Source organism: Allobosea thiooxidans, from assembly GCF_900168195.1.
Taxonomy (GTDB): domain Bacteria; phylum Pseudomonadota; class Alphaproteobacteria; order Rhizobiales; family Beijerinckiaceae; genus Allobosea; species Allobosea thiooxidans.
Genome location: NZ_FUYX01000003.1, coordinates 229,588 through 242,682, shown reverse-complemented (window position 1 = coordinate 242,682; position 13,095 = coordinate 229,588). Strand labels below are relative to the sequence as shown.

The following is a 13,095-nucleotide window of genomic DNA, read 5'->3' as shown; positions in this document are numbered from 1 at the left end:
ATCACGATGAGCTGGCGGCCTTGTTGAGCACCGTGAAGCCCTGCTTCTCGAAGACGGGCCTGGCGGCGGGGCTGCGCAGATAGGTCAGGAAGGCCTGGGCGTCGGGATTGGCTGAATCCTTGGTCACGGCGACCGGATAGACGATCGGCGGATGCGAATCCTCGGGGAAGGTCGCGACGACCTTGACTTGGCTGTCGGCGGCGGCGTCGGTGGCATAGACGATGCCGAGCGGCGCCTCGCCGCGCGAGACCAGCAGCAGCGCGGCACGGACATTGTCGGCCTGCGCGATCTTGTCCCTCACCTTGTCCCAGGCGCCGAGCTTCTCCAGTGCCGCCTTGCCGTATTTGCCGGCCGGGACGGAATCGACATTGCCCATGGCGAGGCGCCCAGTGCCGAGCGCGCCCGCGACATCGGCGCCGGGCTTGAGCTCGAGCTTGGCGGTCGAATCCTTGCCTCCGGCCAGCACGATTCGGTTGCCCAGCAGGCTGACGCGGGTGTCGGGCCTGATCAGTTTCTTTTCGGCCGCATAGTCCATCCAGGCGAGATCGGCGGAGACGAAGATGTCGGCCGGGGCGCCGCTTTCGATCTGCTTGGCCAGTGTGTTGCTCGCGGCGTAGGAGATCTTCGGGGCGGGCTTGCCGCTCTCCTTCACCCAGTTGGCGGCGGCCTCGTCCAGCGCGTTCTTCATGCTGGCGGCGGCGAAGATGACGAGCTCCTTCGTCTGCGCCTGTGCGGCGTCGAAGGCCGGAGCCACGCTCACGGCAAGGGCCAGGCCCATTCCCAGCAGGGTGCGGCGCTTCAACATGCTGTTCCTCGCTATGTCCTTCGTTGTATATCGGTGAATATAACGCGATGGTTGCCGCGCGGCCGAAGCCAAGTCAAGGAGCCGCGGCGAGCGGCCTGCCGCAAGGAGAGGGGAAGCCATGAAGATCAGCGCGCGCAACCAGCTCAAGGGCAGGATCGTCGAGATCACCAAAGGTGCGACGACGGCCCATGTCCGCATCGATATCGGCGGCGCGATCGTCACCTCCTCGATCACCAATGCGGCGGTGGATGACCTCAAGCTCGCCGTCGGCAAGGAAGCCTATGCCGTGGTGAAGGCGTCCGACGTGATGATCGCGATCGACTGAATTCTTGGGGGCGTATCAGGCCGGGAGAGCGGTCATCGCGAGGAGCGCAGCGACGAAGCAATCCAGGGGCCGCAGGGCTGATCGCTTCAGCTCATTCCCCCTGGATTGCTTCGCTTCGCTCGCGATGACGGGGAGGCTGGTCGGTTTCAGGGGAGGCTTTCAGCCATGGTCCGCGAAAACGAGATCCGCGAGAAGGAGGTGGCCGTCGCGCCGCCGCAGGCGACCGATGCAGGCCTCGTCTTCATCGGCACCATCCGCACGCCCTGGACCTCGCGGTTGACCTGTCCGCGCCAGGGCAGGGCGGATGGGCCGGTCTGCCGCATCGAACTGTTTCCGCCCTGGGACGAGGCGCTGGAGGGCATCGAGCGCTTCGAGCGGCTGGAGGTGCTCTATTGGCTGCACCAGTCGCGCCGCGATCTCGTCCGCCAGAGCCCCGCCAATAACGGCGAGACCCACGGGACGTTCGCCCTGCGCACACCGGTCCGGCCCAATCCGATCGGCACCTCGATCGCGACGCTGGTCGCGCGGGAAGGGCGGGTGCTGCTGGTGCGCGGGCTCGACTGCCTGGACGAGACGCCGCTCCTCGACATCAAGCCGGACCGCACGCTCTTTACGCCGATCGCGCCGCCGCAGCCGGGCGATTTCGAGACGGGGTGAAGGCGGAAGTCTCGCGCGGGTCGTCTCCGTCATGGTCGGGCTTGTCCCGACCATCCACGTCTTCCTCGGCAGGCGCGGTGCTCAAGACGTGGATGCTCGCCACAAGGGTGAGCATGACGCTCTTGATCTATGCCCGTGTTCTTCTTGGGTTCCGGCTCAAGCGCTGCGCTTGCCCCGGAACGACGGAGCGCTTCCGTTCCGACCCGATGATCTATCCCTGCGGGTGCTTGTGGATCGGGTCGACCCAGTAGACCTCTTCCGGCTTCTCGACCGGGTCGACATCGGTGATGTTGACGACAACCGCCTCGTTGTCCGAGCGCACCAGCACGCATTGCAACGGGTTGTCGGGATCGGCGTTGATCTCCTGGTGCGGCACGAAGGGCGGCACATAGATGAAGTCGCCCGGCCCCGCCTCCGCGACGAATTCCAGCCGCTCGCCCCAGCGCATCCGCGCCTTGCCGCTCACCACATAGATCACGCTTTCGAGCTCGCCATGGTGGTGCACGCCGGTCTTGGCGTTGGGCTCGATCGCGACCGTGCCGGCCCAGATCTTCTGGGCGCCGACACGGGCATGGTTGATCGCCGCCTGCCGGAACATGCCGGGCGTCTGCGCCGTGTTGGCGTCGAGCTTGTCGCCGGAGATGACGCGCACGCCGTCATGCTTCCAGCGGGGCTCGTGGTCATGAGAATGATCATGGGAATGGTCATGATCATCGGAATGGTCGTGGCTCATGGCAGTCTCCTGCTCGAAATCCCGCAGTCCTCATCCCGAGGAGCGCTCGAAGAGCGCGTCTCGAAGGATGTTCCAGATGGTTCCGGAGCCTGCTGAAGCATCCTTCGAGACGCCGCTTCGCGGCTCCTCAGGATGAGGGCTCCGGATGATCGGCGCAATCAGCCCTGTTTCGCCGGTCCCGTCGCGATCGGCCGGTCGCTCGCGCCCCATTCGGCCCAGGAGCCGTCATAGAGCGCGCGAGCCGGCTTGCCGATGGTTTCCAGAGCGGTCGTGAGGATCGCGGCGGTGACGCCCGAGCCGCAGCTCGTGATCAGCGGCTTGTCGAGCTCGGCGCCGGCTGCGGCGAAGGCGGCGGCGATCGCGGCGGAATCCTTCAGGGTGCCATCGGCGATCAGCGCCGTCGCCGGCACGTTGAGCGCGCCCGGCATATGGCCGGAGCGGACGCCGGGGCGCGGCTCGGGCGCCTCGCCGCGGAAGCGGTCGGCCGGGCGGGCATCGACGACCTGCGTACCGTTGGCAAGCGCCTTGGCGACGTCATCGGCGCTGGCGACGGCGGAATGGTCGAGCCGGGCGGTGAAGCTGCGCGCGGCGCGGGCGCGCGGCGGGCCGTGCTCGATCGGCCGGCCCTCGCGCTCCCATTTCGGGAAGCCGCCTTCGAGGATGACGACGTCCTTGGCGCCGAAGGTGCGGAAGGTCCAGCGCACGCGCGGTGCCGAGAACAGGCCGAGCCCGTCATAGACGACGATGCGCTTGCCGTCGCCGATGCCCATGGCCCCGACGGCCGCGGCGAAAACCTCCGGCCGCGGCAGCATGTGCGGCAGGTCGGAACCGGCATCCTTCACCGCGTCGATGTCGAAATGCACCGCGCCGGGGATCCGCCGCTCGGCGAACTCGGCATGCGGATCGCGGCCATGCGCCGGCAGGTACCAGGATCCGTCGACCACGATGATGTCGGGAGCGTTGAGCCGCTCGGCGAGCCAGTCGGTCGAAACGAAAACGTCTTCGCGGGCCATGGGCATGTCCTTGAAAATATCCGGGGTCTTGTTCTCGGGGCTCAGGCCAGCGCGATGCGTACGCGCCGGTTCTGTTTGCCCTTCTTCTCGATGTCGGTCACGGCGACGGGGCCGATCTCCGCCGTATTGCGGACATGGGTGCCGCCGCAGGGCTGCAGGTCGATATCGCCGATCGCCACGAGCCGGACGCGGCCGGAGCCGCGTGGCGGCTTCACCGACATCGTCTTGACGAGGCCCGGATTGGCGTCGAGCTCCTCGTCGGTGATCCAGCGTTCGGTGACGTCGGCGTTGCGCCCGACCAGCGCGTTGAGCTTCTCGGCAACCTCCGCCTTGTCGAGCCCGCCTTCGGGAATGTCGAAGTCGAGCCGTCCGTCGCCCTCGCCGATCGAGCCGCCGGTGACCGGGAAGGGCAGCACGACGCTGAGCAGATGCAGCGCAGTATGGATGCGCATGCGCTTGAGGCGACGATCCCAGTCGAGGAGGGCCGTGACGGCCTCGCCTGGCGCCGGCAGGGGCTGGCCCTCGGCGGGCACATGGATGACCCGGCTCCTGTCTTCCGGATCGTAGATCGTGGTGCCGATGGCGATCAGGCTGCCATCGGCCCGGCGCAGATGCCCGAGATCGCCGGGCTGGCCGCCGCCAGTCGCATAGAAGATCGTCCGGTCGAGGATGATGCCGCCGCGCTCGTTGACGGCCTCCACCGTCGCGGGGGTCTCCTTCAGATAGGCATCCTGGCGGAAGAGCAGTTCGGTCGGCATGATCAATCGTCGCTCGTTGGTGACGCCGCGGCGCCTTCGCGCAGCAGACTGCACCGATTGCGCCGCCCATGCCACCTCATCGGCAGGATAGCGGGGATGGCGCGGCCTGCATGGCTTCCGGCGTCATGATTCCATGCCTAGATGGAAGGCCCGATCGGTCCGGAGCTGCCATGGCCTTGCCTCGCATGAAACCGCAGGATGGCGTCGCCTGGGTCACCGGTGCCAGCTCCGGCATCGGCGCGGCGGTCGCGCTCGAGCTGGCGCGGCGCGGCTGGGCGGTCGCGGTGACTGCCCGGCGCAACGAGGCGCTCGAAGCGGTCGCGCGTCGGGCCGAGGGGCTGCCGGGCCGAATCGTCGCCCATCCCGGCGATGTCACCGACGCGTCGAGGATGTGCGGTGTCGTCGACACGATCGAGAGCATCCACGGGCCGATCGCGCTGGCTTTCCTCAACGCCGGGATCGCGTCGGGCCAGGGCCGGCCGATCGATGTCGAGACCGTCGAGAAGGTGGTCGCGGTCAATCTGCTGGGCGTCGCCAAGAGCTTCTTCGCCGTGCAGCCGCGGATGATCGCGCGCGGACACGGGCAGATCGCGGTCAATGCCTCGCTCGTCGGCTATCGCGGGCTGCCCGGCGCGGCCGCCTATGGTGCGGCCAAGGCCGGTGCGATCCATTTCTGCGAATCGATGCGCTTCGACTGCGAGGCGGCCGGCATCCGCCTGCAACTGGTCAATCCCGGTTTCATCGAGACGCCGATGACGGAGGGCCGCCGCTTTCCCATGCCGTTCCTGATGACGGTCGAGGACGGCGCCCGGCGAATCGTCGACGGCTTCGAGCGCGGCGGCTTCGAGATCACCGTGCCGCGCCGCCTCGCCTGGATCCTGAAGGTCGCGCGCCTCTTGCCCTATCCGGTCTATTTCGCGCTGATGTCGCGCTTCGCCGAGCGGGGCGGCTGAAACGGTCAGCCGCTGCGGATCGCGGCGAAGGCCTCGAGCGCGCGCTGCCGCCCGAACGCGAGGTCGACGAGCGGGGCAGGGTAGGTCTCGCCGATTCGCACGCCGGCCTCGCGCCGCGCCTTTTCGGACGCCTTCCACGGCTGGTGGATATCCTGGCCGGAGAGCCCGGCCAGCTCCGGCACCCATTTGCCGACATAGGCGCCATACGGGTCATGGGTTTCGCCCTGTGTCGCCGGGTTGAAGATCCGGAAATAGGGCGAGGCGTCGGCGCCCGACCCGGCCACCCATTGCCAGCTCGCGGCGTTGTTGGCCGGATCGGCATCGACGAGGGTGTCCCAGAACCAGGCTTCGCCGGCGCGCCAGTCCTGCAACAGATGCTTGATCAGGAAGGAGGCGGCCACCATCCGGACGCGGTTGTGCATCCAGCCGGTCGCCCAGAGTTCGCGCATGCCGGCATCGACCAGGGGAATGCCGGTCTCTCCGCGCTGCCAGCGACGCAGCGCGGCCGGATCGGGTTGCCAGGGAAAGCGATCGAAGCGCTCATCGTGGTTGCGCGTCGCCAGCTCGGGATTGTGGAACAGCAGGTGGTAGGAGAATTCGCGCCAGCCGATCTCGGACAGGAATTTCTCCGCATCCTGTGCCGAGCCCGCCGCCTCGCCGGTTGCCCGCGCCTGGTGCAGCGCGTGCCAGATCTGGCGCGGGCCGATCTCGCCGAAGCGCAGATGCGGGGAAAGCCGCGACGTCGATTCTCGGTCCGGCCGGTCGCGGCCATCGGCATAGCCGGCCAGGGCGCCGCCCAGGAAATCGCCGAGCCGCGTCGCGGCGCCTCGTTCTCCCGGCTCCCATTCCGCCCGCATGCCAGCCGTCCAGTCGGGCTTCCGCGGCTGGAGCCCGAGATCCGACAGCGAAACGGCGAGCGCTTCGAGGGAATCGGGCAGGGGAAGCGCCTCGATTCGCGCTGGTGCGGGAATCGGGGCCGCCGGCTCGCCCTTGCGCAGAGCGGCGCGCCAATAGGGCGTGAACACCTTCATCGGCTGCCCGGTCGTCGTGGCGACCTGCCAGGGCTCGTTCAGGAGGTGGCTGTTGAAGCTGCGGACGTCGATTCCGCCCCCGGATAATTCTTCCTTGAGCTTGCGGTCGAGGGCGATCGCCTCGGCCTCGTAGCGCCGATTCCAGGTGACCAGCCCGATTCCCGCCATGCTCGCGATGCGCGGAATCAGCTCGGCCGGGTCGCCTTCCAGCAGCAGGAGGCGACCAGCTTTCTGCGCCAGGGCCTCGCCGAGAGCCCGAAGCGAGCGCGAAAGCCACCAGCGCGACGCGCCGCCGAGCGGGCGGCGGGCGGGATTCGTGTCGAGAATATAGAGGCAAAGGACGGGCCCGGCTTGCGCCGCCGCGCTCAGGGCGGGGTTGTCCGCCAGCCGCAGATCGTTCCTCAACCAGTGCAGGGTGCGTTCGGCCATCATTCCTCATCCGCGCGGCGCGGGGATTGTCGCGGGCCGCGCCGACAGGAACGCGGCACGGAGCGGAACGGTATCAGGAATGGGAAGAATTTTTTGGAGGCCTCGCCCGAGGCCTGTGAATCCAGAAGTCCCAATGACTTAACCGGCACCTTCGTCCCGTCGACGACCATCGCTTTACGGGGTTTCCTGGAGAGATTGTCCCGGAAATTTTTGAAGTCCGCTATCGACCAAGTTCAGACGTTGCGAAACAAGAAAGAGCCCTGCCGGCGAGCCAGCGGGGCCAGTTGCATTCCGAGGTAAGGACAGGGTCGGGTAACGCTCTCAGATCCAACCTCGGCTCTTGAATATCTCCTGATAGATATCGAGCACCACATCCTGCTTGCGTCGATTATAGTCGTGGGCAGTGGTCACTCCATCCTTCGCCAGCATCTTTGCTTCTGCGTAACGCTTCCTGTCCGCTGGCTGTTCGCGTAGCCAGTCACGGAACAGGATATGTCGTGCGTGCTCCGGGCAGGCGGGGCCGAACACATGCAGGTTCACGCGCGGCTCCTCGCGGCGCAACATTCGATGCTGGTACCACGAGCGCTCCCTGATGGTCAGCTCGTAGCCGAGCCCCTGCAAAACCGGGACGTACTCTCCCTCAAGTTCGGGATCCGGAACGATGAGATCGATATCGATGACCGGCTTGGCAGGAAGACCTGGCACTGCCGTGGAGCCAACGTGCTCGATCCCCAGCCTGCCGGGAACGGCTGCGTTGATCTCTGCCTTGCGAATTTCATACTGCTCAGCCCAACGCGGATTATACGTCTCGACCTTGATCTCTTCCTTCTGCGGTTTGCCGTTGATCCAAGGGTTTTCGTCAGGGTTGCCTTCCTCGAACGAGACAATTGAGGCGTCAGTCGGCCAGCGTTCCATGTTCAAATCCATGCCTGAAAAACTACCACCGAATAAGCGCCGAGGCCGGCTTCGGTCGCCGCCATCAACTTATCGAGGTCATCGGCCTGACTGAACGACCGCATCAGAGATTGGGCTTGCGCGGATTGCATAGAGCTTGCCGTGAAGTCCGCTTCCGACCCATTGCGGACCGGGGGGCATGCCGCGTCAACGCGGCGTCAGGGCAGTGGATTCGGCCAGTAGCTTGTCCCGCGGAATAGGGGATGGAGTTCCCGGCAAAACGAGAATGAGTAATTACTGAGCAATATCAGCTATTTATGGGATTTATTTGGAGGCCTCGCCCGGAATCGAACCGGGGTGCAAGGATTTGCAGTCCTCTGCGTAACCACTCCGCCACGAGGCCTTCCGGCGAAAGCGGCGTCGGCCGCTTCAGCGAGAGCGCACTAACCACAAGCCGCACGCCGCCGCAAGCGGGCATCGTGCCGTCCACAGCTGTCGGCTACAAATCTGCTCGACGGGCGAGCAAGGGGGTTGCGCTGCCGGGAACGCCCCGCTATGACGCCGCCACGTTGTTCCCGGATAGCTCAGCGGTAGAGCAATCGACTGTTAATCGATTGGTCGCAGGTTCGAATCCTGCTCCGGGAGCCACGACGCCATCGGCGTTTATGAAGCATCTGCTTTCCCTCCTAAAATTGGCTCTGGTAGCGCGTTCGTAGCAGCCTTCAAGGCAGCCGCCGCAGTTGCACGCCGCTTGCCTTTTGCCGCGGCGTCGAACAGAAAGCTGCCATGAACGGCGCATCGCTGCAGCCGGTCCGGGTGGCTTTGGAGCCGCTCCGGCCTCGGGCTGCGTCGGCGCCGCGGACGGAGAGTTCAGGGTATGGACGATTTCACCTCGCTGCGCCGCAACATGGTCGATTGCCAGTTGCGCACCTATGACGTCACGGACCGCGCCGTGCTGGCGGCCGCGGATTCGGTGCCGCGCGAAGATTTCGTTCCGGCGGACCTCGCCCATCTGGCCTATCTCGACCGGTCGATCGCGCTGCCGGGCACCGGCCGGGCGTTGATGACGCCGATGGTGATCGCGCGCATGATTCAGCTTCTGGATCTGCAGCCCGGGGACGCGGCCCTCGAATATGCCGGCGGCACCGGTTATGGCGCGGCGCTGATGGCTCATATGGGCGCTACGGTCACCCTCTGGGAGCCCGACGAGGCGGCGCGGGCCCTGGCCCAGGCGGCGCTCGCGCGCGCCGGGGTGCAAGGCGTCGCGATCGCCTCGGCGCAACCGGCAGCCGCGTCCTTCGATGCGATTCTCGTCAGCGGTGCCTGCGAGACCACGCCGCAGAATCTTTTTTCTCTCTTGCGCGGCGAGGGGCGCCTGATCGTGGTCGAGGGCGCCGGGCGTTCGGCACGGGTCAAACTTTACCGAAAGTCGGCGGATGCGGTCGCTGGACGGCCGGTTTTCGACGCTGCTGCCCCGATTCTCACGGAGTTCAGCCGTCCGCCGGCATTCGTGTTTTAAGCAGGGAGGTGTCGCATTTTTACGGCAGGTTCGCATGGAAACCGTCCCGGAGGCCGTCAACGCGTTGGCTGGAAGCCCCGGGAAGGGTATGAGATTAGAACTTATGCCGAGGCTGGGGCGATGCCTGGGCGCGACTTCAGTGCGCACATGAGGCGTCCGGTGAAAAGACGATACGATAAGACTTCCGGTTTCGGGCTTTCTGCCATCATCGCTTTCGCTTTGGCAGGCGGCTGGGCCGGGCCGGGCTTGGCCCAGACCATGGATTCGGCGCTGGCGCGCGCCTATTCGGGCAATCCGACACTCAACGCCCAGCGCGCCTTCGTGCGGGCGACCGACGAGAACGTTCCTCAGGCGAAGTCAGGCTACCGGCCGCGGATCACGGCTTCGGCCGACATCGGCGCCAGCATCATCGATTCCGCTGTCCCGGCCGGCGCCTCAAGCTCGCCCTTTCGCAGCACCACGACCAACCGCCTCGCGCCGCGCGGCGCCGGCGTCCAGATCACCCAGAACATTTTCGACTCGGGCAGGACCCGCAATTCGATAAGCCAGTCCGAATCGCAGGTGCTCGGCGCCCGGGCGACGCTGCAGAACACCGAGCAGAACGTCCTGCTCGACGCCGCGACCTCCTACATGAACGTGCTGCGCGACACGGCGATCCTCAACCTCAACCGCAACAACGTCGAGGTTCTGGAGGAGCAGCTGCGCCAGACGCGCGACCGGTTTCAGGTCGGCGAGGTGACGCGCACCGACGTGGCGCAGGCCGAGGCCCGCCTGTCCTCGGCGCGCTCCCAGGCGATCCTGGCCGAATCGAATCTGAAGACCTCGGTGGCGCGCTTCCGGCAGAACATCGGCGTCGAGCCGCGCAAGCTCACGCCCAGCCGTCCGGTGGAGGGCCTGCTGCCGAAGTCGCTGCCGCTCGCGCTCAACCAGGCGCTCGCCAATCATCCGGCGATCATCGCCTCGCTGCATGGCGTCGATGCCGCCGAGCTCCAGGTCAAGGTCACCGAGGCGGACCTGTATCCGACCTTCAGCGTCGCCGGCGTCGTGCAGCAGCGCTACGATTCGACCTTCTCGGGCGATAATCGCCTTTCGGCCAGCATCGTCGGCAGCCTGACCATCCCGATCTATGAAGGCGGGCAGGTCTATTCCCGTACGCGCCAGGCCAAGGAAACCGCCGGGCAGCGCCGCATCGAGGTGGATACGCAGCGCGACACCGTCCGCGCCGCCGTGGTCTCCGCCTGGGGCGGGCTCGAGGCCGCCAAGGCGCAGATCTCCGCCGCCCAGTCGCAGGTCGAAGCCGCTTCCACGGCTCTCGCCGGCGTTCGCGAGGAGGCCAAGGTCGGCCAGCGCACCACCCTCGACGTCCTCAACGCGCAGCAGGAGCTGGTCATCGCCCGCTCGACCCTGGTGACGGCCCAGCGCGACCGCGTCGTCGCCTCCTATGCCGTGCTGTCGGCGGTCGGCAAGCTCTCGTCGCGGACGCTGAAGCTCAAGGCCGAGAACTACGATGCCCGCCAGCACTACGAGCAGGTCAAGGACCTGTGGTGGGGCACGCAGACGCCTGACGGCCGCTGAGCCGCCGGCCGCGCCGGCGCGCATCGACGCGCGCCGGACGCCTGCCCGGCGCAGCCGGGCCACAGCGCCGATTTCTCTTGTGGGATAGCGCCGGCTCGCCTTGTGCCGCTGGAAAGTCATGGAATACTCCGCTGTGCAGCGGCGTTGATTCCGTCGGCGCGCGCGGTATCCAACGGTCAGGCCTTCATGAGCGCGCAAGCCAAGCCCAACGAACCGTCGATGGAGGAGATTCTCGCCTCTATCCGCCGGATCATCTCGGATGACGAGGCGAAGCCGGGCGAAGCTGCGCCTGACGCTCAGGAAGAGGCCGAGCCTGCGCAAGCCGCCGCGCTCGACGACGACGTCCTCGACCTCGGGGCCGAGGCTGCGCTGGTTGCCGCTCCGCCGGCCGCACCTGCTCCCGAGCCCGCCCCCCCGCCGGCCGAGGAACAGGACGATTCCGATGTCGCCTTCCTCGACGAGCCGGAGGTGGCGGCTGCGCCGCCCGAGCCCGTGATGGCCGAACAGCCGGCCGCTGCCGCGGCCCCGCCGCCGCAGATGCCACCGGTCGACATGGCCAGCCTGCTGTCGGACCAGGCCAGCTCCGCCGTGACCAATGCCTTCGGGCAGCTCGCCAGCACCGTGCTCAGCAACAATGCGCGCACGCTCGAGGACCTGGTCAAGGACATGCTCAAGCCGATGCTGAAGACCTGGCTCGACGACAACCTGCCGACCATGGTCGAGCGGCTGGTGCGCGCCGAGATCGAGCGCGTCGCCCGCGGCGGCCGCAGCTAGAACAGTCGATCCGGCCTCACCCTCGCTCCGTCCGGGCGTCCTCGGCCGTCCGGCGCGGCCGCCGGCGGATGCGCGCCGGGCGGGTTTCGAAGGCGCCACCCTCCTGCAGGCGCTTCAGTCCATAGCCCGCCAGCGCGAGGACCGTGGCCGGCGCGCCGAGCCGCGACACCAGCATCGTCAGGCCGACGGCGATCGGCCTCGGGTAGCGGCCGGAAGCGGCCTCGACGGCGAACCAGGCCCCAAGGGCGTGGACGAGGAGTTTCATCTTCGTATCCTGTTCTGTGGCGTGACGGTTTGCGATATCGGCGCCCTCAGAGCGCGACCTTGCGGTTCTCCCCGAGCTTCGGTTTGCTGCCGGTCAGGGCCGCTGCTGCCATCTTGACGCTGGTGACGATCTTGCCCGGGCTGTCCCAGAACTCGGCGGAGCTCGGGCGCACGCGCAGGACGCGGATGTTCGGGTCGTCCTCGCCGTCCCAGAAGGCCTCGTTGCCGACCTCCCAGAGCGCGTGCACGCGATCGCGGTCGTCGAGCACGGTCGCCGTCCCGGTGACCGACAGGTAGCGCTGGCCGCCCGTATCGGCGAAGGCGAGGCAGACATTGTCGTTGATCTGGATCTCGTCGTCCTTGTCGTGGCGGCGATCGGTCAGGAAGTAGATCGCATCCTCCTCCCGCCGGCCATGGGCATGCATCGGCCGCGCCCGCAACTCGTCGCCCTGGCCGTCATGGGTCACGAGCATCGCGAACTTGATCGAATCGATCAGGTCCCAGACGCGCTTCTGGTCGCTGTGATGAGACATGTTTCCCTCTCTTTTGCCGGATGCTCGATCTGTTGATCCAACGGCAGGGAGGGCGGCAGGTTCCTTGTCGTGCCGGTGGCGAGGCACTGCGGCGGAACTCTGCGGCGGCTCGCGCGTATGAAGGTGGCGCGGAGGCCTCCGCGCATCGGCATTGCCATGCCGCTTCGACACTCCTTCTCTCCGGGGATTTGCCATGGCCAGGACCGCCGCCAAGACCGCGCCGCGCAGCGCGCCGAAGATGCCACGCAGCGCGCCCAAGACCTCGACCACCGGGAAAGTCGTGAAATCCAGCCGGATCGATCTGGCCTCGAACACGAAGACCAAGGTGATCGGCCTGCTCAACGAGCGCCTGGCCGACGGCATCGACCTGTCGCTCCTGACCAAGCAGGCGCATTGGAACCTCAAGGGCCCGGGCTTCATCGGCGTCCATCTGATGCTCGACGGCTTCCGCGACGAGCTCGACGTCAATGTCGACACCATGGCGGAACGCATCGCCCAGCTCGGCGGCATCGCGCTCGGCACGACGCAGACCACGGCGCAGAGCACTTCGCTCAAGGCCTATCCGACCGAGATCGTCGCGGTGACGGACCATCTCGAGGCTCTGGTCGAGCGCTATGCCGATGCCGGCAACAAGGTCCGCGAGGCGATCGACGCCTGCGACGAGGCCGGCGATGCCGACACCGCCGACATCCTGACCGCCTATTCGCGGATGCTCGACAAGTCGCTCTGGTTCCTGCAGTCGAACCTCGGCTAGGGCGGCTGTTTCGCGAGCGGCCGGGCGGACGCGTCATCGAAAACGTTGACGTGCGGCCTGCGCATGCGCTCTTAAGAC

The 13,095-nt window shown here is 67.0% G+C and carries 15 protein-coding genes and 2 tRNA genes; 8 read left to right on the top strand and 9 right to left on the bottom strand.

Annotation, left to right across the window (positions count from 1 at the left end; translation table 11 throughout):
- Window position 1: 1 nt before the first annotated feature.
- Entirely contained in the window at window positions 2-805 is an 804-nt protein-coding gene (gene modA / locus B5Y19_RS07025; protein WP_055726890.1) for a molybdate ABC transporter substrate-binding protein, read from the bottom strand.
- Window positions 806-923: 118 nt separating this feature from the next.
- On the opposite strand from modA, the gene B5Y19_RS07020 reads away from it, so the two are divergent.
- Both B5Y19_RS07020 and tsaA read left to right on the top strand, forming a co-directional pair.
- Window positions 924-1,130, top strand: coding sequence for a TOBE domain-containing protein (locus B5Y19_RS07020; RefSeq protein WP_055726891.1), 207 nt, complete (start codon window positions 924-926; stop codon window positions 1,128-1,130).
- 165 nt (window positions 1,131-1,295) lie between these two features.
- Window positions 1,296-1,787, top strand: a complete 492-nt coding sequence (gene tsaA, locus B5Y19_RS07015; RefSeq protein WP_055726892.1) for a tRNA (N6-threonylcarbamoyladenosine(37)-N6)-methyltransferase TrmO — start codon at window positions 1,296-1,298, stop codon at window positions 1,785-1,787.
- A gap of 211 nt (window positions 1,788-1,998) precedes the next feature.
- On the opposite strand, the gene B5Y19_RS07010 is transcribed toward tsaA, so the two are convergent.
- The 3 genes from B5Y19_RS07010 to B5Y19_RS07000 all read right to left on the bottom strand — a co-directional run bounded on the left by B5Y19_RS07010 (window position 1,999) and on the right by B5Y19_RS07000 (window position 4,291).
- Window positions 1,999-2,520, bottom strand: coding sequence for a cupin domain-containing protein (locus B5Y19_RS07010; RefSeq protein ID WP_055726893.1), 522 nt, complete (start codon window positions 2,518-2,520; stop codon window positions 1,999-2,001).
- A gap of 158 nt (window positions 2,521-2,678) precedes the next feature.
- Window positions 2,679-3,533, bottom strand: a complete 855-nt coding sequence (gene sseA / locus B5Y19_RS07005) for a 3-mercaptopyruvate sulfurtransferase (RefSeq protein ID WP_055726894.1) — start codon at window positions 3,531-3,533, stop codon at window positions 2,679-2,681.
- Window positions 3,534-3,574: 41 nt separating this feature from the next.
- Window positions 3,575-4,291: an alanyl-tRNA editing protein gene (locus B5Y19_RS07000; RefSeq protein ID WP_055727038.1), complete on the bottom strand. Its 717-nt coding sequence runs from the start codon at window positions 4,289-4,291 to the stop codon at window positions 3,575-3,577.
- A 170-nt stretch (window positions 4,292-4,461) separates the two neighbouring features.
- Here B5Y19_RS07000 and B5Y19_RS06995 point away from each other — a divergent pair, with 170 nt between their 5' ends.
- The gene (locus B5Y19_RS06995; protein WP_055726895.1) at window positions 4,462-5,244 is read left to right on the top strand and encodes an SDR family NAD(P)-dependent oxidoreductase; all 783 of its coding nucleotides are present in this window, start codon (window positions 4,462-4,464) and stop codon (window positions 5,242-5,244) included.
- Window positions 5,245-5,249: 5 nt separating this feature from the next.
- Here B5Y19_RS06995 and B5Y19_RS06990 read toward each other — a convergent pair whose 3' ends face one another.
- The 3 genes from B5Y19_RS06990 to B5Y19_RS06980 all read right to left on the bottom strand — a co-directional run bounded on the left by B5Y19_RS06990 (window position 5,250) and on the right by B5Y19_RS06980 (window position 8,001).
- Window positions 5,250-6,704: a cryptochrome/photolyase family protein gene (locus tag B5Y19_RS06990; protein ID WP_342060149.1), complete on the bottom strand. Its 1,455-nt coding sequence runs from the start codon at window positions 6,702-6,704 to the stop codon at window positions 5,250-5,252.
- A 321-nt stretch (window positions 6,705-7,025) separates the two neighbouring features.
- Window positions 7,026-7,619: a GrpB family protein gene (locus tag B5Y19_RS06985; RefSeq protein ID WP_197282397.1), complete on the bottom strand. Its 594-nt coding sequence runs from the start codon at window positions 7,617-7,619 to the stop codon at window positions 7,026-7,028.
- Between the two features lie 308 nt (window positions 7,620-7,927).
- Window positions 7,928-8,001 (bottom strand) — tRNA-Cys (locus tag B5Y19_RS06980).
- Window positions 8,002-8,171: 170 nt separating this feature from the next.
- Between B5Y19_RS06980 and B5Y19_RS06975 the strand changes: the two genes are divergently transcribed.
- The 4 genes from B5Y19_RS06975 (at window position 8,172) to B5Y19_RS06960 (ending at window position 11,466) form a co-directional block, all read left to right on the top strand.
- A tRNA-Asn gene (locus tag B5Y19_RS06975) sits at window positions 8,172-8,246 on the top strand.
- 229 nt (window positions 8,247-8,475) lie between these two features.
- Window positions 8,476-9,117 carry a protein-L-isoaspartate O-methyltransferase family protein gene (locus B5Y19_RS06970; RefSeq protein WP_055726898.1) on the top strand — a complete coding sequence of 214 codons (642 nt, stop codon included), beginning with the start codon at window positions 8,476-8,478 and terminating at the stop codon, window positions 9,115-9,117.
- Window positions 9,118-9,363: 246 nt separating this feature from the next.
- Window positions 9,364-10,692 carry a TolC family outer membrane protein gene (locus B5Y19_RS06965; protein ID WP_244555508.1) on the top strand — a complete coding sequence of 443 codons (1,329 nt, stop codon included), beginning with the start codon at window positions 9,364-9,366 and terminating at the stop codon, window positions 10,690-10,692.
- 186 nt (window positions 10,693-10,878) lie between these two features.
- Window positions 10,879-11,466, top strand: coding sequence for a PopZ family protein (locus B5Y19_RS06960; protein ID WP_079591322.1), 588 nt, complete (start codon window positions 10,879-10,881; stop codon window positions 11,464-11,466).
- 16 nt (window positions 11,467-11,482) lie between these two features.
- Here the strand turns inward: B5Y19_RS06960 and B5Y19_RS06955 are convergent, their stop codons facing one another.
- Both B5Y19_RS06955 and B5Y19_RS06950 read right to left on the bottom strand, forming a co-directional pair.
- A complete protein-coding gene (locus B5Y19_RS06955; RefSeq protein WP_055726900.1) occupies window positions 11,483-11,731 on the bottom strand; it encodes a hypothetical protein in 249 nt (82 codons plus the stop codon).
- 46 nt (window positions 11,732-11,777) lie between these two features.
- A complete protein-coding gene (locus B5Y19_RS06950; protein ID WP_055726901.1) occupies window positions 11,778-12,263 on the bottom strand; it encodes a pyridoxamine 5'-phosphate oxidase family protein in 486 nt (161 codons plus the stop codon).
- Window positions 12,264-12,501: 238 nt separating this feature from the next.
- Here B5Y19_RS06950 and dps point away from each other — a divergent pair, with 238 nt between their 5' ends.
- Window positions 12,502-13,017 (top strand): DNA starvation/stationary phase protection protein Dps, encoded by a 516-nt coding sequence (dps, locus tag B5Y19_RS06945; RefSeq protein WP_055727040.1) that lies wholly within the window; start codon window positions 12,502-12,504, stop codon window positions 13,015-13,017.
- Window positions 13,018-13,095: the final 78 nt, after the last annotated feature.

Excerpts from the sequence above, each read along its gene's own strand:
- B5Y19_RS07000 (WP_055727038.1), bottom strand. The coding sequence starts at position 4,291 with ATGCCGACCGAACTGCTCTTCCGCCAGGATGCCTATCTGAAGGAGACC.
- B5Y19_RS07010 (WP_055726893.1), bottom strand. The coding sequence starts at position 2,520 with ATGAGCCACGACCATTCCGATGATCATGACCATTCCCATGATCATTCT.
- sseA (WP_055726894.1), bottom strand. The coding sequence starts at position 3,533 with ATGGCCCGCGAAGACGTTTTCGTTTCGACCGACTGGCTCGCCGAGCGG.
- B5Y19_RS07020 (WP_055726891.1), top strand. The coding sequence starts at position 924 with ATGAAGATCAGCGCGCGCAACCAGCTCAAGGGCAGGATCGTCGAGATC.
- modA (WP_055726890.1), bottom strand. The coding sequence starts at position 805 with ATGTTGAAGCGCCGCACCCTGCTGGGAATGGGCCTGGCCCTTGCCGTG.
- B5Y19_RS06970 (WP_055726898.1), top strand. The coding sequence starts at position 8,476 with ATGGACGATTTCACCTCGCTGCGCCGCAACATGGTCGATTGCCAGTTG.
- B5Y19_RS06985 (WP_197282397.1), bottom strand. The coding sequence starts at position 7,619 with ATGGAACGCTGGCCGACTGACGCCTCAATTGTCTCGTTCGAGGAAGGC.
- B5Y19_RS06960 (WP_079591322.1), top strand. The coding sequence starts at position 10,879 with ATGAGCGCGCAAGCCAAGCCCAACGAACCGTCGATGGAGGAGATTCTC.
- tsaA (WP_055726892.1), top strand. The coding sequence starts at position 1,296 with ATGGTCCGCGAAAACGAGATCCGCGAGAAGGAGGTGGCCGTCGCGCCG.
- B5Y19_RS06990 (WP_342060149.1), bottom strand. The coding sequence starts at position 6,704 with ATGGCCGAACGCACCCTGCACTGGTTGAGGAACGATCTGCGGCTGGCG.
- dps (WP_055727040.1), top strand. The coding sequence starts at position 12,502 with ATGCCACGCAGCGCGCCCAAGACCTCGACCACCGGGAAAGTCGTGAAA.
- B5Y19_RS06950 (WP_055726901.1), bottom strand. The coding sequence starts at position 12,263 with ATGTCTCATCACAGCGACCAGAAGCGCGTCTGGGACCTGATCGATTCG.
- B5Y19_RS06995 (WP_055726895.1), top strand. The coding sequence starts at position 4,462 with ATGGCCTTGCCTCGCATGAAACCGCAGGATGGCGTCGCCTGGGTCACC.
- B5Y19_RS06955 (WP_055726900.1), bottom strand. The coding sequence starts at position 11,731 with ATGAAACTCCTCGTCCACGCCCTTGGGGCCTGGTTCGCCGTCGAGGCC.